This is a genomic window from Kineobactrum salinum (assembly GCF_010669285.1).
In the GTDB taxonomy this organism is placed as follows: domain Bacteria; phylum Pseudomonadota; class Gammaproteobacteria; order Pseudomonadales; family Halieaceae; genus Kineobactrum; species Kineobactrum salinum.
Map to the genome: position 1 here is coordinate 1,693,042 of NZ_CP048711.1, position 18,960 is coordinate 1,712,001.

The following is an 18,960-nucleotide window of genomic DNA, read 5'->3' on the forward strand; positions in this document are numbered from 1 at the left end:
GCCGCCGTACGGCTAGGGCATACATGGACACACAGCTGGAGACACTGCACCAACTGGCCCGCCCGCACCGCAGGGCGGTATTGGTGGTGCTGCTGTGGATCACCATCGCGGGGGGCATTTTCTTCGGTTCCCTGAACTTCTACCGTGGCGCCTATCCGATCGCTGTGACCGAGTTCCTGATGACCGGCTACTCAGGCTACCTGCTGTATGCGGTGCGCCACACCCGGCTGCTCGAGCGCTGGATTCTCGCCTATCTTCTCCCGTTCCTGGTAGCAATGATGATTGCATTGTGGACGCCGCAGGCCAGTGCCACTGTATTTGGCTGGGTACTGCTGATTCCGCTGGTCAGTCACCTGCTGCTGGGACGCCGCCTGGGACTGCTGATATCCCTTGTGTTCATGGCTATTGCCGCAGTGATTTTCCTGCTGCGCAACCATCACGACCCGGAGCTGATGGATATCCGCTCAATCGCCAACATGGTGGTGCTGTCGATCTGCCTGATCGCATTCTCCCACGCCTATGAAATCAGCAGGGAACGTTCGGAACTCCAGTTGCTGCAGGCAGCACGGACCGACTTCCTGACGGGGCTGGCGAACCGGGCCGGGTTGACCGTGTTCTTCCACCGGGAGCAGAAACGGGCGCTGCGGGAGCAGCAGCCGCTGGCCCTGCTGGTCATCGACCTGGATTACTTCAAGCGGGTGAATGACCAGTTCGGACATGAGGCGGGTGACCGGGCACTGGTGCATGCTGCGGAACTGATGCAACGGCGCCTGCGCTCCACCGACCTGCTGGCACGATTGGGAGGCGAGGAATTTGGCGCCGTGCTGGTCAACACGACGAGTACGACGGCCACTGAGGTCGCCGAAGAACTGCGCCTGGCGGTGGCCGCCGGAAAACTGGTGCATGAGAGCCAGCCAATCGCGCTGACCATGAGTATAGGCGTGGCCCAGCTGGGGGTGGACGGCGACAACCTGCAGGCCCTGCTGTCGGCCGCTGACGAACGCCTCTACCTGGCCAAGGACCTGGGCCGCAACCGGGTGATATCCGCGCCGCAGACCGGCCCGGACACCGTACCCGTCTGGCAGGCCCGTCCGAGCATTTTCTGAACCGGATCACCCGACGGCCTCACGCCGTCAGCAGCTCATCGATTTGACGCAGCGCCCGCAGCAGCCCGGAGGTAGCGAGCGCAGAGCCGCGAAAGTATTCCTCGGCCATCGGGGCGATGGCACAGCGCTCGGGCAGACTCGCCTCCTGCTCCAACAGCCGGTACAGCGTCGGCAGGAATACAAACTGCAGCCACTGGGGCAGGGTCAGCGTGTCGATACAGAAGGGTTCCTGTGAGGCCAGCGCCTCTGCGGAGGGCGGTATCGATTCCCACAGGGACAGGTACCGCAGCTGGGCCTCGATATCGATCAGTACTGCGGCAACATCGGTTCGCCTCATCGTTTCGCAGGCCACCAGCCGCCGCTCATCGCCCCGCCCCCGGCGCCAGCTCGCGCTGAAACGGCGGCAGCGAGTCGAGAATCGCCCGGCCATAGCGACGGGTCAGTATCCGGCGATCGAGCAGGGTAATGCGGCCACTGTCCTGTTCCGTACGCAACAACCGGCCGCTGGCCTGCAACAGGCGCAGCGCGGCGTCGGGTACGCTGATCTCCATGAAGGCATTGCGCCCCTGGGCCTCCACCCACTCGGCCAGCGCTGCCTCTATGGGGCTGTCGGGCACGGCGAACGGGATCTTGGCGATCACCACGTGGCGGCAGTAATCGCCGGGCAGGTCTACCCCTTCGGCAAAACTGGCGAGACCGAAAATAATACTGCCGCCACCGCCGTCCACCGCCTGCCGGTGCAGGCGCAGGATCTCCTGCTTGCTGGCGTCGCCCTGCATCAGGATCAATTCCCCCAGCTGATCGCGCAATCCCTGGTAGACGTCCTGCATCTGGCGGCGGGAAGAAAACAGCACCAGCGTGGCCTCGCGGCGATCCAGCAACTGCGGCAACTGGCCGATGATGGCGGCCGTATGGCGCTCGGCATCACCGGGGTCGCAATCCATCGCCGGCACCCGCAGGGTCGCGCGGGAATAGTCAAAGGGACTGGTCACCACCTTGAAACTGGCATCTCGCGACACTCCCGAATGCAGAATGAAGCGCTCGAAGCTGTTCAGCGCGGTGATTGTGGCCGAGGTCACTACCACGCCCGCGGCCCGCGACCACAGATATTCCTGCAGGATGTCCGCCGCCAGGATAGGACTGCAGCGCAGATCGAAGCCCTGCTGGCCGCCATTGTCCAGCAGGGTAATCCAGCGCGCCTTGGGCGGCAGTTCACCCTCGCCACTAACCGCATACTCCTGCCACAGCGCGAGTGTCGCCTCCGCCCGCCCCAGCATCGCACCGATGCTCAGGTGCCAGCTCTCTATATCCGCCTGTTCCAGACCGGCGTCGTCCTCCTCCAGCGCTTCTTCCAGACGACTCTCGACCCGGGAGAGCCCGGTGGCCAGCTGCTGGAACTGGGTCGCCAGCCCGGCCGCCAGCGGCTGCAGCACGGCCGGCACCCTGCCGTGGGCAAAACGCAGCTGGCGATCGTCACCGCGGCCGGTAGCCGGCGGCTGCCCGTCAAACAGGGTGGCGACCGCCTGCTCCACGACCTGCAGGCTGGTTCCGGCCTCCTCCATGATACCGGGAAGAGACTCCAGCGGACGCTGCAGATCTGTCAGTGGCACCAGTGCGGCCGCAGCCTGGGCCAGCAGTTTGCGGCTGTCCTGCAACCACTGGCTGGTGGTGTGCAGGCGGCAGAAGCTGGAGAAGTGGGACAGGGCCTTGTCCGGCAGGTGATGGCCCTCGTCGAACACATAGATGCTCTCTTCGGGTGCCGAAAGAATGGCGCCACCACCGAGCGCCAGATCTGCCAGTACCAGATCGTGGTTGGCGACGATGACATCGGCGTGTTGCAGCGCATCCCGGGCCCTGAAAAAACTGCACTGACTGATATTGGGGCAGCGGCGGCCACTGCATTGGCTGTGGTCGGTGGTGGCGCCAAACCAGATCTGCTCGGACACCTGGCCGGGCCAGTTGTCGCGGTCACCGTCCCACTCGCCGCGACCCAGTGCCTCCACCATCGCAGTGTAGACAGGCAGCGCCTCGGCCGCCTGCGGCGCCTCGAACTCATCCGGATACAGCGGCAGACTGTCGCTGCCGCCGCCCGCCAGCAACCGGTCCAGTTTCGACAGGCAGACATAGCGGCGCCGGCCCTTGGCGAGGGTGTAGCTGAACTCCAGGCCGCTGTGATGACGGATGTCCGGCAGGTCCTTGTTGACGAACTGTTCCTGCAGCGCGACGGTTGCAGTGGCTACCACCAGACGCTTGTTCAGCGCCTGGGCCAGCGGTATCGCAGTGATTGCGTAAGCGATGGTCTTACCGGTGCCCGTGCCCGCCTCGATCACACAGACCGCGGGCTTGTCGGCATCGGCCCGCCCCCCCGGCGGGATCCGCGCGAGTGTATTGGCGATCTCCGCAATCATCTGGCGCTGGCCCCAGCGGGGGCCCAGGCCCTTGCCGGCAATGACTGCGGCATAGGCCTGGCGGATCTGATCCTTGGCGTGGTCGCTCAGCAAGGTATGGCACTGCTCCCGGCCAGAACAACCTTGCTGGCCACCGCGTTGGCGTAAAGCGCCAGCGCATAGGGGCGGTGCGGCTCGGGCAGCGCGTCGATCCGCCGGGTAAAGGCCTCGCGGTCCACACTGCCCTGCTCCCGGCTGAGGTCCGGCGGCACCGCCACATCCTCGCCATGCAGCATGCGGTAGGCATACAGGTTGGTGGGGTGCAGGCAATAGTGGGAGATGATCTGGCGGTCCACTGCCGCCGCCACCTGCTCGGCGGTGTCGAGGTCACCGACCTCCAGCGGACTGCCAAAGGCCACATGCACCCGGCCCTTGTTGCCGGCAATGCCGCGGGCGATGGAGCTCACATCCTCCTGCTCGGCCTTGGCATAGCTGCCCGTGGTGGCTCGCAGGTACAGCTCCCGCGCCTTCAAACCATCACAGGGGTCCAGTTCGTAGGAAATCGACACCGGCACGATCCCCAGGCTCCGCACCAGGTCTGCCAGGGTCTCGCTCTGCTTGTCCCGGCTCATCGCCAGCATCTTGATCACCGCGGGCTCGGTCCGGTCGATGCCGTTCTTGGCCCGGCCTTCGCGCTGAGCCAGCCACACAGGCACCCGCTCCTGTTGCAACGATGCCCTGATATAGTTCGCCAGTTGCAGGGCGGCGGCGAACTTTTCCCGCGGCCCATTCAGCGAACGCTTGACGATAAAGCTCTTGTTGAGGCGCATCAGGTCCGACACCCAGGGCTTGCTGAGCAGGTTGTCGCCGATCGCGATGCGCACTGTCTGGTGGCCGCCCCGGTGCAGGGCATAGTTGGTGAAGGCCGGGTCCATCACGATATCGCGGTGGTTGCTCATGAACAACCAGGGACGCGACGGGTCCAGCGCCTCCAGTCCGGACACTGAAAAATCCTCGGTGGTACTGGCCAGGACGCGCTCGACATAGCGCTTGATGACCATTTGCATGCCATGTACATCGGCCACGCCGCGCAGTTGCCGGCCCAGGTACCATTGCAGGATCCGTCTCCAGAGCCCCGGTGTGAACCGGGCCAGCCTGCCCAGCCGCAGGCTGGCAATGGCGTCCAGCAGTTCCCGGTCGGCCAGCAGGCGATCGAGTACCTCCGGCACCTCTTCATCGCGATAGGGGCGGATATCGGCAAACGGGTCGCTCAAGCAGCAGTCCTCAGTGGGGGGAAGCGGCCCACGATACCCAAATTCACTGCCGCCGTCATCCGCTCAATCCGGCCAGCACCGCCGCCCCGCTGACAGTCGCCGGGTACTGCCAAGCCGGGCCTGAGGTCTACGCTTTTGAGAGGAACAATGGAGCTGGGCGCGGCATCATCCGGTACCACTGACTTGCGGGGCGCTCCCCGGGTCCGGCTCCAGGTAGCGCCGGCGCAACTCCTCGCGCTCCGCTGGCCCCACGCCCAGGACGTCTTCCAGCCAGGCAGTCACCTCGCCGTATTCGGCAATGGCATCGAAGGCGCGCGCCAGGTAGGCCTCATGCACCTCCAGCATGGGCAGCACCGCCTCGGCAGGCACATCCTCAAACCCGTACTTGCGACGCAGGCGTTCGATCTCCAGCGCGGGGTCATAGTAGCGCCGCGTCAGCATGTAGTCGTGCATCACTCGTTCCACCGGCACTCCCAGGACCAGCAGTATCAGCGCCGCGGCAAAGCCGGTACGGTCCTTGCCAGCGGCGCAATGAATCAGGAAGCGGCTGTCGGGCTGGGCCAGGATTTCACGGAACATGCGGGCATAGGTAGCAGCCTGCGCCTCCACGAAATCGCGGTTGATATCGACCATGAAATCGAACATGGGCTGGCGGCCGCCGAGATCCAGCTCGCCGTGGGCAAATACGGCCGCATTGCTGCCGGGAGTAATGGGCAGGCTGACTACCCGGGGCGGGCGTGACGGCGGCAGCCGGTTGGGGCTGGCGAGCCGTTCATCGTCGCGTCGGAAATCGCAGACCAGGTCCAGCTCCAGGCTCTGGAGCAGATCCAGGTCGCGGTTCGTGAGGCGGGACAGGTGCCCCGAGCGGTACAGGTAGCCCCACCGTACCCGGCGGCCATCCGCACCGGGATAGCCGCCAAAATCACGAAAGTTCGGGGTTCCCTGCATGCCCAGCTTGCGTTCGGTCACAATCGTCTCGTTGCCGTGCTGATCCCGCAGCCGGAAGAAATGGCGGCAGTTCAGTGGCAGCCCCCGGATCCGCGCCCGTGTGGCAGTCTCTTCGTAGTGGGCGCTCACCTGTCCGGCCGGGGTCAGGGGCTCAACGGTCACCCGGGTCGCGGGATGGCTGGCGGCCCACTCCACGTGGTAGTCTCCTTCGGGCTCGCGCCAGACATGAATGGCATCGGCAATCAGTGGCATTGGACGAACAATCTCTGGCAGGTAAATGGATGGCAAAGCCGGGGCGGGAGTATACCTCAGCAACCCACAGAGACTGAATCCCCGGCCGCCGCGCTGTTGACAAGCAGCAGTCGAATGTGAATAATCGCGCCTCCCTGAATATCCGAATCCACGAGGTGGTCAACAGTGGCAAATTCTCCACAAGCCAAAAAGCGCGCCCGCCAGGCGGAAAAGCGCCGCACTCACAACGCCAGCCTGCGCTCGCTGGTGCGCACCCAGATCAAGAAAGTCATTGCTGCCATCGGCACCGGCGATGCCGAGCAGGCGAAAGCCGCCTACGCCAGCGCCATCCCGGTGATTGACCGCCTGGCCGACAAGGGCATCATTCACAAGAACAAGGCGGCCCGCCACAAGAGCCGGCTGAACAGTCAGATCAAGGCACTCGCTGCCTGAACCCCGACCCCCGGGGCACCGCAAAAAAGCCGGCCTGGAGCCGGCTTTTTTGTGTCTGCGATTTTGTAGCTGCGATTCTTGAGCCGATTGCCACGACGCGGCAGACGTCCAGTTCGAAGCCCCCCTGCCAGGTTCAGCTCACCATTTCATCCAGGTAGCGCTGCACCTCTGCCTGCAGTGGTTTGCGGAAGGCCGAGGCCAGCAGACCCAGCTGCACCGAGATATCCACCACTCCATCGCCGAACGAGAGCTCGCCATCGACGCCCGAACCGCGAATCCGCAGATTGTCACCTTGCCAGCTGGAGCGTACCCCGTGCTTGCGCTCCAGTTTCGCGGCCAGTTGCCGGGCGGCTTCGCGCAGCTCCTCGACGGGCATGGTGTAGGGCTTGCTGAGCCGGAATCCAGCCATCACGCCAACTTGACCTCTAAGTGATTTCCTGTGTCCGGTCACAGACTACGCCGCTCCCTGTCAGATGGCCAGCCCAGCAGCGGTGGAGCTGCACTGACAGGGCCGCTGGCCGCCCCGATTTTTTCAACCAGCTGGTTCGCATAACTGGCCGATTCTGCCATAATGGCGCCCCCTACACGACCCACAGCGGCGACGCCTGCCCCAGAATGGTGCACAAGCGGCAGCATGAACGACAGGACAAAGAATGAGCGTTGATTACCTCGACCCCCGGGAACTGACTGATCTGGGCGTGTCGCAACTGATAGAAGAGGCCCTCAAGCGCGATGAGGGTATCCTGGCCGATACCGGCGCCCTGCTGGTCACCACTGGCAACCGCACCGGGCGCTCGCCGGCTGACCGCTTCATCGTACGCGAACCGAGCACCGAGGACAGCGTCGACTGGGGCGCGGTTAATCGCCCGTTCGACAGCGAGCGTTTCGACGCTCTCTGGGACCGGGTGGAAGGCTATCTGGGGGAACGCGATCGCTTCGTTTCCCACTTGCACGTAGGTGAGCACGGCGACCATTACCTGCCGCTGAAAGTCGTGACCGAGACCGCCTGGCACGGCCTGTTCGGCCGCAACATGTTCATCCGCCCGCAACACTACAACGTGGGCCGCAAACCGGAGTGGACGGTGATGAACGCGGCCGGCTTCGTCTGCGATCCGGCCCGCGACGGCACCAATTCCGACGCCGTAGTGATCCTGAATTTCGCCCGCCGCAAGGTCTTGATCGCCGGCATGCACTACGCCGGGGAAATGAAAAAGGCGATGTTCTCGGTGCAGAACTTCCTGCTGCCCGAGAAGGATGTGATGTCCATGCACTGCTCCGCCAATGTCGGCGAGGACGGCGATACCACACTGTTCTTCGGCCTGTCCGGAACGGGCAAGACCACGCTGTCGGCGGATCCGGAGCGCTACCTGATCGGCGATGACGAACACGGCTGGGCGAAAGGCTCGGTTTTCAATATCGAGGGCGGCTGCTACGCCAAGACCATCGACCTGAGCCAGCAAAACGAGCCGGTCATCTGGGATGCCATCCGCTTTGGAGCAATCATCGAAAACGTGGTATTGGACCAGCAGCGCCATGCGGATTACAGCGACACCAGCCTGACGGAAAACGGCCGCTGCTGCTATCCGCTGGAACATATCGCCAAGCGCACCGAGTCCAATGCGGGCGGCGAACCCAAATGCGTCATCTTCCTGACCTGCGACGTCTCCGGGGTGCTGCCGCCGGTGTCCATCCTGTCCAAGGAAGCGGCCGCGTTCCACTTTCTCAGCGGTTATACGGCCCGGGTCGGCTCCACCGAGCTGGGTGCCGAGGCCGGCATCCACCCAACCTTCTCCACCTGCTTCGGGGCGCCCTTCATGCCGCGCCCGGCCAGCGATTACGCGGAACTGCTGATGAAGCGGATCGAGGACTTCGGCAGTCAGGTCTACCTGGTCAATACCGGCTGGACCGGCGGCTCCGGTGCGGCTGGAGGCTCGGGCTCACGCTTTCCGATTCCGGTGACCCGCGCGATCGTGGCCGCCGCCCAGAGCGGTGCTCTGCTGAATGCGCCGCGCGAGCACCTGGACATCCTCAACCTGGACTTCCCCACCGCCATCCCCGGCGTCGATGCCAAATATGTCAACCCGCGCAACAGCTGGGGCGATGTCGCAGCCTACGACCAGCAGGCCGGCAAACTGGCCGCGCTGTTCCAGGACAATATCCGCAAGTTCGATGTGGCCGAGGCCATAGTCGCGGCCGGCCCTCGCGCCGGCTGAGGACTTCGCCCGAAGCGGCCTCACCGCGGCTCGATGGAGTCCGGTAGCGGCGGACGGCGGCGCAGCAAGGCGGCGCCGATCTCCTCCCCCAGCAGGTACAGGCAGGGCACCAGCAGCAGGGTGACCCCGCTTGCAAACAGAACCCCGAAAGCAAGCGAAGTGACCATCGGGATCAGAAACTGGGCCTGTACGCTGGTTTCGGTCATGATCGGGATCAGGCCCACAAAGGTGGTCAGCGACGTCAGGACAATGGGCCGAAAGCGGTCTTCCCCTCCCTGCAGCAGTGCCTGCAGCAGCGGGTGCCCCGCGGCCCGCAACCGGTTGATGCGGTCGATCAGCACCAGGTTGTCGTTCACTACCACTCCGGCGCAGGCGATAACGCCCAGCAGGGAAAACATGCTCACCTGCCAGTCGAGCACCAGGTGGCCGAAAATCGCCCCCATCGCCCCGAACGGTACCGCTGTCAGTACCAGCAGCGGCTGGAAATAGGAGCGGAAGGGCACCGCCATCAGCGCGTAGATCGCCAGCATCGCCAGCAGGCTGTACCTGAGCATCGCATCCAGGAAGTCGGATTCCTCCTGCAACTCGCCATCCAGCGCCAGGGTCAGGCCGGGGTAGCGCTGCTGCCAGCCCGGCAGCCGCTCGCTCAACAGCGCGTTCACTACCGCCCCCGGGTCGGTCATTCCCGGCAATACATCAGCACTGAGTTCCAACGTTCGCTTGCGGTTGAGGCGGTCTATGCTCATGTACGAGGGTTCGTAATCCACCTCGGCAACAACATCAAACGGCACTTCATCACCGCCCGGCGTGCGCACCCGCATCTCCCGCAGATTGTCCACTGAGCGCCGCTCGGACTCGGGGTAGCGTACCATCACCCGCACATCTTCCCGGGTTCGCGGAATGCGTTGGACCTCGGCGCCGTGGAAGGCCTGCCGTACCTGCTGTGCCAGATCCGCCAGACTCAGCGACAGGGTCTCGGCGGCCGGCTTCAGGCCCAGCACGATCTCCTCCCGCGGCGCCTGCAGGCTGTCATTGATGTTGTAGATGCCCGGGTAGGCCTGCAGCGCGCGGCGCAGGTCGGCGGCGAACAGTTCCAGGTCCTCGCGCGAGGGGGCCGCGGCCACCAGCCGGATCGGCTTGCCCTTTTCGTTGATAGTGTAGTCCATCGCAAAGTCCTGCACCGGCCCCAAATCGCCAATGGCCTCGCGCCAGCGCGCGGCCAGCTCGCCGGTATCCACGGCCCGGGACAGGGCTTCGACAGTCACCTCTATCTCATTGCCATCGCCGCTCGATTCGATATGACCGATCGCCGGCCCGCGCGCGCTGAATGAAGGATCCAGGTTGTATTCCCGCTTGACCTGCAGGGCAGCAGCTTCCACCTGCCGCAGCACCCGCAGGGTATCGGCGAAGGCACCGCCCTCGGGCAGCAGGATCTCGGCCTGGACCTGGTCGGAATTGATCGACGGGAAAAAGGCGGTGCGCAGCCAGCCGCCGCCGTATACCGCCAGACTCGTGAACAGCAGGCTCAGGAACACCGCGATCACCAACAGTTTGTGCTGCAGGCAACGGACAAGAAGGGGCCGATAGTGCCGCCGCGCCAGCCAGCCCAGGGTGTCGGCACTGCGCTGCCGCAGCTGTTCGAGTTGGCGCAGCCAGGCGAAACGGGCGGGCCGCATGGGCGGCATATGGGCCAGGTGAGCCGGCAGGATCAGCAGGCACTCCACCAGCGACAGGGTCAGCGCAATGATCACCACAATCGGAATCGAATAGGCAGCCCGGGCCATGTCACCCGGCATGAACAGCATCGGCACAAAGAAAATCATGGTGGTGATCACGGCGTAGACCACCGGCCTGGTCACCGCCCGGGTGCCGTGCAACGCTCCCCGGGTCCCCGCTTCGCCGGCGCTTTGGCAGGTATGTATCGACTCGCCGACGATAATCGCGTCATCTACCACCACCCCGAGAATCAACAGGAAGGCGAACAGGGAAATCATGTTGAGGCTGACGCTGGTGTATTGCAGCACAAACAGCGTACCGATGAATGCGACCGCTATGCCGGCACACACCCACATTGCGAGCCGCGGCCGCAGGAACAGCATCAGCACCAGAAATACCAGCAACAGGCCGCCGAGACCATTCTTCAACAGGGTTTCCACCCGGGCCTTGAACGGCACCGAGGAATCGCGCCAGACCTCCAGCTCCACCCCGGGCGGCAACCACTGGCGAGCCTCGGCCACCCACTGGTGGACAGTCTCACTGGTGGCCAGCGTGTCGGGGTTGGACGTCACAAATACATACAGCGTATGGGACGGCTTGCCGTTGAACCGGGTACGGCGGTCCAGCTCCTCGAAACCGTCGATCACGGTGGCGACATCCCCCAGCAACAGCTTGCCGCCGTCGCGCCGGGTCAGCACCGGAATCTGCTCGAACTGGTAGCGATCATAGGCCTGGCCGCGGGTTTGCAGGCGGATGTCCCCGTCCACATCCCTGATCGCGCCGGCGGGCAGATTCAGCGAGGAGTCGCGGATCGCAGCCACCACCTCGTCAAAGCTCAGGCCATGCCGGCGCAGGGTATACTCGGACACCTCCACCGATACTTCGTAGGGGCGCGGCGTGGCCAACTCCACCACCGATACATGTGGTCGCGCCGCCAGATCATCGCGCAGGCGTTCACCCAGTTGCTTCAGGGCAAGCTCGCCAATATCGCCGGCCAGCGTCACGGTGGCCATGCGGTGACGGAAGGCCAGCTCTGTGACCACCGGGCGTTCGGCGTCCGCCGGAAAGGTATCGATCGCATCCACCCGGGTCTTGATCTCTGCGGTGAGGCGCTGCATGTCATGGCCCGGCTCCGCCTCCACCACCACCGTGCCGCTGCCCTCCCGCGCGGTCGAGCGGATCTCCTTGATCCCGCTGAGGTCGTGAATCGCCTCTTCCACGCGAATGCAGATCTGCTCTTCCACCTCCCGCGGACCTGCGCCCGGGTAGGCCATCGCGACGCTCACCCGGTTGATTTCAATATCGGGAAAGAACTGCTTGTCCAGCGCGGGGACTCCCAGCAGTCCACCGACCAGCAGGAACACCATCAGCAGATTGGCGGCGATGGGGTTGTGGATGAACCAGTGTACCGGGCCGCCCATGGTCACTTCCCTGTAGCCGTCACCCGGCCCCGGTTCACTGCCACCTCCATGCCCACCACCAGGGGCCCGATGCGTCCGCAACAACCCGCTCTCCACGCCGCAGGCCCTGCACCCAGACCCGGCCCCCGGCACTCTGCAGCAACTCTACCTCCCGCAGTACCAGTTGTTGCCGGGCGTCCACCAGCATGACCTGCTCCTCGCGGCGCAGCGCGGCGCGCGGCAGTTCCGTAACCGCCGCCAGCGGCCGGCCGGCGATCCTGGCAGTGACGAACATGCCCGGCGCCAGTGGCGGCCGGTCGCTGCCGGGCTCCCTGGCGAAGGGGTCGGCAACTTCTGCAACGGCGTAGATCATCCTGCTGTCTTCATCGATGCGGGCATCTGTGCGCACGATGCGTCCCCGCCACTGCCAGTCGCGGTTGCCGAAGGTCCCCGTCAGCAGGACTGCCGCAGCAGGCTTCGCCGCCTCCTCCTCACTACGGTAGTGCAGCGGCAAATCCAGCAGCGCCACCTGACGGTCGGTCAGCGGCAGCCGCACCAGCGCAGTGTCAGTCGCGTATACCCGCGCAACTACACTGCCTGACATCACATACTGCCCGCTGTCTGCCAGTTTCTCACTGATACGGCCATTGAATGGTGCCACGATGCGGGTGCGCTCGAGGTCCAGCCGGGCCGCCCCCAGGTCGGCCTCGGCCGCCGCCAACGCCGCCCGGGCCGAAGCCAGCTGGGGCTCCCGCAGGAACAATGCATTGGCCTGGGGGCTGCCGAGATCACGCCATTCACGCCGGGCCTGTTGTGCCTGCCCCTCTTCTTCCGCGAGCTGCTGCCGCGCTGCAGCCAACTGCGACTCGGCCCGCGCGATCGCGAACCGGTAATCCGTTTCCTCGATCTTGAGCAGCAGGTCACCGCGGCGGAAAAAACCGCCCTCCGCAAATTCCGGTGCCGACGACTCCACCCGGCCTGCGACCCGGCTGATCAGATCGATCTCCCGCAGCGGACGCACTGTACCCTGGGTGCTAACACTCAATTCCCGCGCAGCGGGCTCTGCCACGATCACATCCACTGCGGGAAGCTCGCGCTGCGGCGGCGGCCTGGGCTCGGGGGCGGGCTTCCCGGTCAACAGGAGAGTGGCGGCCAGCAGGCCCGCCGCCATCACGGCAACGGCATACAGCGCCGTGCGTGGAACTGTCGACTTCTTCACTGGCAACCCCGGGTTGCAGAGGGGAGCACTGAGCGCAGCAGGGCCTGTTCTAGTAGGAACATTCTAATTATTCCCCGTAATCTGTTGTCATCCGGTGTTGTAACACACCGTCAACACGAAGCAAGGAGTTCAGATATGGCTGCCCCCAACACTGCCGCCGCCAAGGCCAGCGCCAGGACCAGCACCAAACGCAAGACCGCTCCCCGCAAACGGACGGCGGCCACCGCCAGCCGCAAGACCGGCCCGCGCAAGACCGTCGCCAAACGCGGCAGTCGGCGGACCACTCCCGACCTGTCGACCCGGGCCCAGGAGGTGGGCCGCAACGCCTTCCTGGCTGGTCTGGGTTTCTACGGCACAGCCCTGGATAGAGCGCAAGCCCGGCTGGACAGCCTGCAAACACGGCTGCAGGCACAGCGCAAGGCCGCCCGCAAGACCTATACTGAGCTGGTCAAGCGTGGCACCAGGGTGGAAAAAAACGCTCTGAGCCTGATCGATGAGCTCGAATTGCCCAATTTTGAGCTGACCGATCTCACCGACCGCCGCAAACTGGAAGCGCGGCTGGGCAAGGCCCGCAGCCGCCTCGACGGACTGCGTTCCTCCGCCGGTTTCTGAGCAGTGGTGGTCGGCCTGCACGGGGGGTCCCGCTCCCTTTCTCTTGGCGGCGCCGTTCTGGTTTAATGATTCCCTCCGGCGCAGACGCCAGCGTCGGCCGAAATCGAACGAGGAGCGACCATGAGCGACGACAAGAGCGATAAAAGCAAGGTCACGGACAAGGCGAGCGAGATCGCCCGCAATATCTGGCTGGCGGGCGTCGGCGCCTACGGACGGGCGGTCGACGAAGCCCAGGATCGAATGGAGAAAGCCGGGATGGAGACGCCCAAGCTGTTTCGCGAGCTGGTCAAGGCCGGGGCCGCGCTGGAGGACGAAGCCCGCAAGGGCCTGTCCAACAGCCGTGCGGCGCGCACGTCGGTAGAGCAGCGGATCAGCCGGGTACGGGAGAACTTCCATCTGCAGTTGCCCGCCCGCGGAGAGGATCTGCTGGCCCTGCACGAAAAAATCGACCGCCTTACCCTCAAGGTGGACGAACTGGGCGCCGCGCTGGCAGCCCAGGGCGGCCGCAGCCGCAAACCGGCGACAAAAAGGAAGGCTCCCGCCCGCAAGACTGCCGCCGGCACCGGCCGCGGCGGAAGCGGCAGTCGCAAGCAGGTCTGAGCGGCGCCATGAAGACGCGGGACCGGATCCTGGTGGCCAGTCTCGCCCTGTTCAACGAGGAGGGCGAGGCCCACACCACGACCATTGATATCGCCGCTGTGCTGGATATCAGTCCCGGCAACCTCTACTACCACTTTCGCGGCAAGGACCAGATTATCCAGGAGCTGTTTGCGCAGTTCGAACAGGCGCTGGGGGAGACCCTGAAAGCGCCGCTTGAACGCCCGCTGGGAACGCCGGGCAAGGTGGAGGACAACTGGTACTACCTTTATGTTGTGCTGGAGGATATGTGGCAGTACCGGTTTTTTTATCACAACCTGGATAACATCCTGCAGCGCTATCCCGACATCCGGCGCAGCTTCCGGCGCCTGCTCCAGCGTCAACGCGAGACCCTGCTGGCCATCGGCCGCAACCTGCTGGACCAGGCAGTGATCAGCGTCGACAACGAGCAATTGCAGAATCTGGTGGACAACATGAGTCTGACCCTGACCTTCTGGTTCAGCTACGAGCAACTGCTGTGCCGGCAGCGCTCCGCCCAGCTCACCATCCACCAGGGAGTACTGCAGTTGCTGACCCTGGTCGCGCCCTATCTGGGCAACGCCCAACTTGCCTTTTATCGCGACTGCCAGGCCATATCCGCTACCATGCTGCAGCAAGCCAGGCCCTGAAGCCGCAGGCCGGTTCCCGCCCACGACGGCAATCATCTGTTATCATCCCCACTCACGGGCAAGCCCGCTAACGGCAAAGGAGACTGGCATGAGCATCAAGGTTGGCGAAAAAATACCCGACTGCACCCTGAAAACCATGGGAGCGGAAGGACCGGTGAACATTACTACGGACGAGATATTTGGCGGCAAGAAAGTGCTGCTGTTTGCAGTACCGGGCGCCTTCACCCCCGGCTGCAGCAATACCCATGTGCCCGGCTACGTGGTCAATGCAGACAAGATCAAGGCCAGCGGCGTGGACACCATCGCCTGCATGGCAGTCAATGATGCCTTTGTAATGGACGCCTGGGGCAAGGCCCAGAATGCCGGAGAGCTGCTGATGCTGGCGGACGGCAACGGCGAATTCACCGCCGCTCTGGGCCTGGAACTGGACGCTAGCGGCTTCGGCCTGGGCAAGCGCTGTCAGCGCTTTGCAATGCTGGTGGAGGATGGCACCATCAGCCAGCTGAATGTGGAGCCGGGTGGTGGGGTCGATGTCAGTTCGGCAGAAACCATGATGAAACTGCTGTAGGGTAGCCACGGTTGTTGCCGCGGTACTCCCCGCGGCTCAGCCCACCAACAGATAGCACAGGGTGCTGATCACCAGCGCCCCCAGCAGGTTCAGGAGCAGTCCCGCACGCGCCATCTGGCCGGTCGTAATCAGTCCGCTGCCATAGACCACGGTATTGGGCGCGGTGGCAACCGGCAGCATGAAGGCGCAGCTGGCGCTCATTGCGGCCGGCACCATGATCAGCTCGGGCGATACCCCGGCGGCCAGCGCTGCCGCGGCCAGCACCGGCATCAGCAGCGTCGTGCTGGCCGTGTTGGAGGTGGTCTCGGTCATGAAGGTCACCACCAGGCAAATCAACAGCAGCAATAACCACAGTGGTATCGCAGTCATTCCCGCCAGCCAACCGCCCATCTCGGCGCTCAGGCCTGAGGCCACGAAGCCGCTGGCCAGGCAAATCCCGCCGGAAAACAGCAACAGCACCCCCCAGGGAATGGTGCTGGCCCGCTCCCAGTCCAGCAGTCGCTCGCCCTTGCCGTCGGGCAACACAAACATCAGCACCACCGCCAGCAGTGCGACTGAGGCATCATTGGCCCCGGGCAGGTCCAGCCAGCTCTGCCAGCCGCCAAAGGGTTCACTGCGAGTCACCCAGGCCAGCGCAGTCAGACCGAACACCGCCAGCACCCGTTTCTCCTCGCTGCGCCAACGCCCCGTCCGGGGCAGTTGCACTGAGATCACAGCCGGCAGCCCCCGGGTCAGCATCAGCGCCATCAGTGGAATCATCACCAGCACCACAGGCACCGCCCAACTCATCCAGCGACTGAAGCTGATCGAGGTGCCGATGGTCTGTTCATAGACCTGCATGAAAATCAGGTTTGGCGGAGTGCCGATAGGCGTCCCTATACCACCCACGCTGGCGGCATAGGCCACCCCCAGCAGCAACGGTGCTGCCAACTCGCGCCGCTGCTCGGTGGCATCCAGTACCGCCAGCGCCACCGGCAACAACATCAGGGTAGTGGCAGTATTGGATATCCACATGCTGAGCGCAGCCGCCGCTACCATAAATCCGAGCACCAGCCGGCGGCTGCTGTTGGCGCCCACCAAACTCACCATGCCCAGCGCGATGCGGCGGTGCGCCCCCGAGTGCTCCATGGCCTTGGACAGCAGAAAACCGCCCAGCAGCAGCAGGATCAGCGGCGAACCATAGGCCTGCCCCACCTGGGCCGGAGTCAAGACCCCCAGCAAAGGCAGCAGCGCCAGAGGCAGCAATGAGGTCACCGGGATCGGCACCGGCTCGAACACCCACCACAGCACACACCACAACGCGACCATTGCCACTATCCCGATATCCCTGCTGTAGCCCGCCTCGATCAGCAACCAGGCCAACAACAGAGCCAGCGGCGGAGTGCCGTAGCGCAATACGTCTCGGACCAGCTTCATCGGACGGCCAAGGCCGGCGGGTGTACCGCCAACAGCAACAGGGCGAGTTTGGGCATTGTATTGATTCTGATTGTTATACGGGCCGCCATCCTGCCCTGCACCAGCCTGTGCTGTAAAGCCCCAGGGCGGCGTAATTCGCCATTCCGGGGCTGGAGGACGGGTCGGAGAGGCAGTACACTGACAGCATGAGCAATCCATTCCCCCCCACTCTGATCGACCGGTTCCAGCGCCAGGTCAGCTATGTGCGGCTGTCGGTCACCGACCGCTGCGACTTCCGCTGTGTCTACTGCATGGCGGAGGACATGCGCTTCGTACCCAAGCCCCAGGTACTGACGCTGGAGGAACTTTACCGGCTGGCCGAAGCCTTTACTGCACTGGGTGTGCGCAAGATCAGGCTTACCGGAGGCGAGCCGCTGGTGCGCAACAACGTACTGTCACTGGTGCAGCGGCTGGGCCGGTTGCCGGAGCTGGAACAACTGGCGCTGACCACCAACGGCTCCCGGCTGGCGGGACTGGCGGGACCGCTGCACGACGCCGGCGTCAGCCGGGTCAACATCAGTATCGACAGCCTGCAACCAAAGCGTTTTCGCGAGCTGACCCGCTTTGGCGAACTGGCGACGGTGATCGCCGGCATCGATGCCGCCGTCGCCACAGGCTTCAAGGGCATAAAACTCAATGCGGTCATCCTCAAGGGCCGCAACGACGATGAAGTAATGGACCTGGTTGAATTCGCCCGCGAGCGGAGCATCGACATCGCCTTTATTGAGGAAATGCCGCTGGGCCGGATCGATGAACACAGCCGCAGCCTCAGTTTCTGCAGCAGCGAGGAGCTGCAACAACGCATCGCGGCGCGCTATCCGCTGACGGCGCTGGGCGAACCCGGCGGCAGTGCCGGCCCGGCACGTTATTACAGCATGGCCGACAGCCGCACCCGGGTCGGGTTTATTTCGCCACACAGCAACAACTTCTGCCACCTGTGCAACCGGGTCCGGGTGACCGTGGAGGGGCGGCTGCTGCTGTGCCTGGGCAACGAGCACTCAGTGGACCTGCGCGCAGTACTGCGGGAGCCGGGCAGCAGCCTGGAGACGCTGCAACACGCGATCGTCGCGGCGATGGCGCTGAAGCCCGAGAAACACCACTTCGACAACAGCGGAGAACCCGAGATTCTGCGCTTCATGAACATGACCGGCGGTTAGCCCCGGCTGATGCATACCCGGGATTTCCCCCAGCTGGCCTCGATCGAAGTCATTCAACAGGGCTTCGAGACATGCGGTTACATCTGCAGTTCCAAAATTGCCACCGCGGTATACCTCGCCTTTGCACTGCGCAAGCCGATCCTGGTGGAGGGCCCGCCCGGGGTGGGCAAAACCGAGTTGGCGAAGACCACTGCCGAGCTGCTCCAGCTGCCGCTGATCCGGCTGCAGTGCTATGAGGGCCTGGATGAGGCCAAGGCCCTGTACGAATGGAAGTACGGCAAGCAACTACTGTACACCCAGGTGTTGAAGGAGCAGCTGGGCGACCTGCTGCAGGGCGCTCGCGGCCTGGCCGAATCAGTGGAGCGACTGCACCGTTTCGGCGACATTTTCTACTCCGAGCAATTCCTGGAGCCGCGACCGCTGCTGAAGGCGATGCAGCAGGAGCGTGGCGCGATCCTGCTGATCGACGAAGTCGACAAGTCCGATTACGAGTTCGAATCGCTGCTGCTGGAGATACTCTCAGACTATCAGGTGTCCATCCCCGAGATCGGCACCATCAAGGCCAGTGTCTCACCGATGGTATTTCTCACCAGCAACAATACCCGCGACATCAGCGACGCCCTCAAGCGCCGTTGCCTGCACCTGTATATACCCTTCCCCAGTGTGGAACTGGAGGAGCGGATCGTACGCAGCCGGGTGCCGGACATCGATAATCAGCTGCGCCACCAACTGGTGGCCTTCGTCCACTCGCTGCGCGAGCTGGACCTGAAGAAAACCCCCGCCATTTCTGAAACCATAGACTGGGCCCGCAGCCTGCTGTTGCTGCATGCCCGCGACCTGGACGAAGCCATGGTGCAGAACACCCTCAATGTGCTGCTCAAATTCGAGGAGGATATCGCTGCCGCCAACGCCGGTCTGCGCAAACTGCTGCGCAGCCCTGGATCTGCCTGAACTGC

17 protein-coding genes are annotated in these 18,960 nt (G+C 64.2%); 9 read left to right on the forward strand and 8 right to left on the reverse strand.

The annotated features are described in order from the left end of the window. Positions 1-23 precede the first annotated feature (23 nt). Positions 24-1,106 (forward strand): GGDEF domain-containing protein, encoded by a 1,083-nt coding sequence (locus tag G3T16_RS07200; RefSeq protein ID WP_163494460.1) that lies wholly within the window; start codon positions 24-26, stop codon positions 1,104-1,106. Positions 1,107-1,125: 19 nt separating this feature from the next. On the opposite strand, the gene G3T16_RS07205 is transcribed toward G3T16_RS07200, so the two are convergent. The 4 genes from G3T16_RS07205 to G3T16_RS07220 form a co-directional block, all read right to left on the reverse strand. Further along, positions 1,126-1,443, reverse strand: a complete 318-nt coding sequence (locus tag G3T16_RS07205) for a YqcC family protein (protein ID WP_163494461.1) — start codon at positions 1,441-1,443, stop codon at positions 1,126-1,128. A 25-nt stretch (positions 1,444-1,468) separates the two neighbouring features. Further along, positions 1,469-3,607, reverse strand: coding sequence for an ATP-dependent DNA helicase DinG (dinG, locus tag G3T16_RS07210; protein WP_163494462.1), 2,139 nt, complete (start codon positions 3,605-3,607; stop codon positions 1,469-1,471). Next, positions 3,601-4,767: a 1-acyl-sn-glycerol-3-phosphate acyltransferase gene (locus tag G3T16_RS07215; RefSeq protein ID WP_163494463.1), complete on the reverse strand. Its 1,167-nt coding sequence runs from the start codon at positions 4,765-4,767 to the stop codon at positions 3,601-3,603. The genes dinG and G3T16_RS07215 overlap by 7 nt, the downstream gene beginning before the upstream one ends. Before the next feature lie 165 nt (positions 4,768-4,932). After that, positions 4,933-5,967, reverse strand: coding sequence for a tyrosine-protein phosphatase (locus G3T16_RS07220; protein ID WP_163494464.1), 1,035 nt, complete (start codon positions 5,965-5,967; stop codon positions 4,933-4,935). Positions 5,968-6,132: 165 nt separating this feature from the next. Here G3T16_RS07220 and rpsT point away from each other — a divergent pair, with 165 nt between their 5' ends. Beyond that, positions 6,133-6,399, forward strand: a complete 267-nt coding sequence (rpsT, locus tag G3T16_RS07225) for a 30S ribosomal protein S20 (protein ID WP_163494465.1) — start codon at positions 6,133-6,135, stop codon at positions 6,397-6,399. 133 nt (positions 6,400-6,532) lie between these two features. Here the strand turns inward: rpsT and G3T16_RS07230 are convergent, their stop codons facing one another. Then, entirely contained in the window at positions 6,533-6,808 is a 276-nt protein-coding gene (locus tag G3T16_RS07230; RefSeq protein ID WP_232059356.1) for a polyhydroxyalkanoic acid system family protein, read from the reverse strand. A gap of 244 nt (positions 6,809-7,052) precedes the next feature. Here G3T16_RS07230 and G3T16_RS07235 point away from each other — a divergent pair, with 244 nt between their 5' ends. Next, positions 7,053-8,612 (forward strand): phosphoenolpyruvate carboxykinase, encoded by a 1,560-nt coding sequence (locus tag G3T16_RS07235; protein WP_163494466.1) that lies wholly within the window; start codon positions 7,053-7,055, stop codon positions 8,610-8,612. A gap of 20 nt (positions 8,613-8,632) precedes the next feature. Here G3T16_RS07235 and G3T16_RS07240 read toward each other — a convergent pair whose 3' ends face one another. Together G3T16_RS07240 and G3T16_RS07245 are read right to left on the reverse strand one after the other, a co-directional pair. Next, complete coding sequence (locus tag G3T16_RS07240) at positions 8,633-11,749, reverse strand: efflux RND transporter permease subunit (protein ID WP_163494467.1); 3,117 nt, start codon at positions 11,747-11,749, stop codon at positions 8,633-8,635. Positions 11,750-11,783: 34 nt separating this feature from the next. After that, positions 11,784-12,947, reverse strand: coding sequence for an efflux RND transporter periplasmic adaptor subunit (locus G3T16_RS07245; RefSeq protein WP_163494468.1), 1,164 nt, complete (start codon positions 12,945-12,947; stop codon positions 11,784-11,786). A 135-nt stretch (positions 12,948-13,082) separates the two neighbouring features. Between G3T16_RS07245 and G3T16_RS07250 the strand changes: the two genes are divergently transcribed. From G3T16_RS07250 to G3T16_RS07265, 4 genes are all read left to right on the forward strand, one after another. Further along, complete coding sequence (locus G3T16_RS07250) at positions 13,083-13,559, forward strand: hypothetical protein (protein ID WP_163494469.1); 477 nt, start codon at positions 13,083-13,085, stop codon at positions 13,557-13,559. Between the two features lie 120 nt (positions 13,560-13,679). After that, on the forward strand, positions 13,680-14,159 hold the full coding sequence (locus G3T16_RS07255) for a phasin family protein (RefSeq protein ID WP_163494470.1): 480 nt from the start codon (positions 13,680-13,682) through the stop codon (positions 14,157-14,159). A gap of 8 nt (positions 14,160-14,167) precedes the next feature. Further along, positions 14,168-14,824, forward strand: coding sequence for a TetR/AcrR family transcriptional regulator (locus G3T16_RS07260; RefSeq protein ID WP_163494471.1), 657 nt, complete (start codon positions 14,168-14,170; stop codon positions 14,822-14,824). Between the two features lie 88 nt (positions 14,825-14,912). Then, positions 14,913-15,392 carry a peroxiredoxin gene (locus G3T16_RS07265; RefSeq protein WP_163494472.1) on the forward strand — a complete coding sequence of 160 codons (480 nt, stop codon included), beginning with the start codon at positions 14,913-14,915 and terminating at the stop codon, positions 15,390-15,392. Positions 15,393-15,428: 36 nt separating this feature from the next. On the opposite strand, the gene G3T16_RS07270 is transcribed toward G3T16_RS07265, so the two are convergent. After that, positions 15,429-16,808: an SLC13 family permease gene (locus G3T16_RS07270; protein WP_163494473.1), complete on the reverse strand. Its 1,380-nt coding sequence runs from the start codon at positions 16,806-16,808 to the stop codon at positions 15,429-15,431. Between the two features lie 185 nt (positions 16,809-16,993). Here G3T16_RS07270 and moaA point away from each other — a divergent pair, with 185 nt between their 5' ends. Together moaA and G3T16_RS07280 are read left to right on the forward strand one after the other, a co-directional pair. Continuing rightward, on the forward strand, positions 16,994-18,004 hold the full coding sequence (gene moaA, locus G3T16_RS07275; RefSeq protein WP_163494474.1) for a GTP 3',8-cyclase MoaA: 1,011 nt from the start codon (positions 16,994-16,996) through the stop codon (positions 18,002-18,004). A 9-nt stretch (positions 18,005-18,013) separates the two neighbouring features. Further along, on the forward strand, positions 18,014-18,955 hold the full coding sequence (locus tag G3T16_RS07280) for an AAA family ATPase (protein ID WP_163494475.1): 942 nt from the start codon (positions 18,014-18,016) through the stop codon (positions 18,953-18,955). Positions 18,956-18,960: the final 5 nt, after the last annotated feature.

Excerpts from the sequence above, each read along its gene's own strand:
- G3T16_RS07200 (WP_163494460.1), top strand. The coding sequence starts at position 24 with ATGGACACACAGCTGGAGACACTGCACCAACTGGCCCGCCCGCACCGC.
- G3T16_RS07205 (WP_163494461.1), bottom strand. The coding sequence starts at position 1,443 with ATGAGGCGAACCGATGTTGCCGCAGTACTGATCGATATCGAGGCCCAG.
- G3T16_RS07220 (WP_163494464.1), bottom strand. The coding sequence starts at position 5,967 with ATGCCACTGATTGCCGATGCCATTCATGTCTGGCGCGAGCCCGAAGGA.
- G3T16_RS07230 (WP_232059356.1), bottom strand. The coding sequence starts at position 6,808 with ATGGCTGGATTCCGGCTCAGCAAGCCCTACACCATGCCCGTCGAGGAG.
- G3T16_RS07235 (WP_163494466.1), top strand. The coding sequence starts at position 7,053 with ATGAGCGTTGATTACCTCGACCCCCGGGAACTGACTGATCTGGGCGTG.
- G3T16_RS07240 (WP_163494467.1), bottom strand. The coding sequence starts at position 11,749 with ATGGGCGGCCCGGTACACTGGTTCATCCACAACCCCATCGCCGCCAAT.
- G3T16_RS07250 (WP_163494469.1), top strand. The coding sequence starts at position 13,083 with ATGGCTGCCCCCAACACTGCCGCCGCCAAGGCCAGCGCCAGGACCAGC.
- G3T16_RS07255 (WP_163494470.1), top strand. The coding sequence starts at position 13,680 with ATGAGCGACGACAAGAGCGATAAAAGCAAGGTCACGGACAAGGCGAGC.
- G3T16_RS07260 (WP_163494471.1), top strand. The coding sequence starts at position 14,168 with ATGAAGACGCGGGACCGGATCCTGGTGGCCAGTCTCGCCCTGTTCAAC.
- G3T16_RS07265 (WP_163494472.1), top strand. The coding sequence starts at position 14,913 with ATGAGCATCAAGGTTGGCGAAAAAATACCCGACTGCACCCTGAAAACC.
- G3T16_RS07270 (WP_163494473.1), bottom strand. The coding sequence starts at position 16,808 with ATGAAGCTGGTCCGAGACGTATTGCGCTACGGCACTCCGCCGCTGGCT.
- moaA (WP_163494474.1), top strand. The coding sequence starts at position 16,994 with ATGAGCAATCCATTCCCCCCCACTCTGATCGACCGGTTCCAGCGCCAG.
- G3T16_RS07280 (WP_163494475.1), top strand. The coding sequence starts at position 18,014 with ATGCATACCCGGGATTTCCCCCAGCTGGCCTCGATCGAAGTCATTCAA.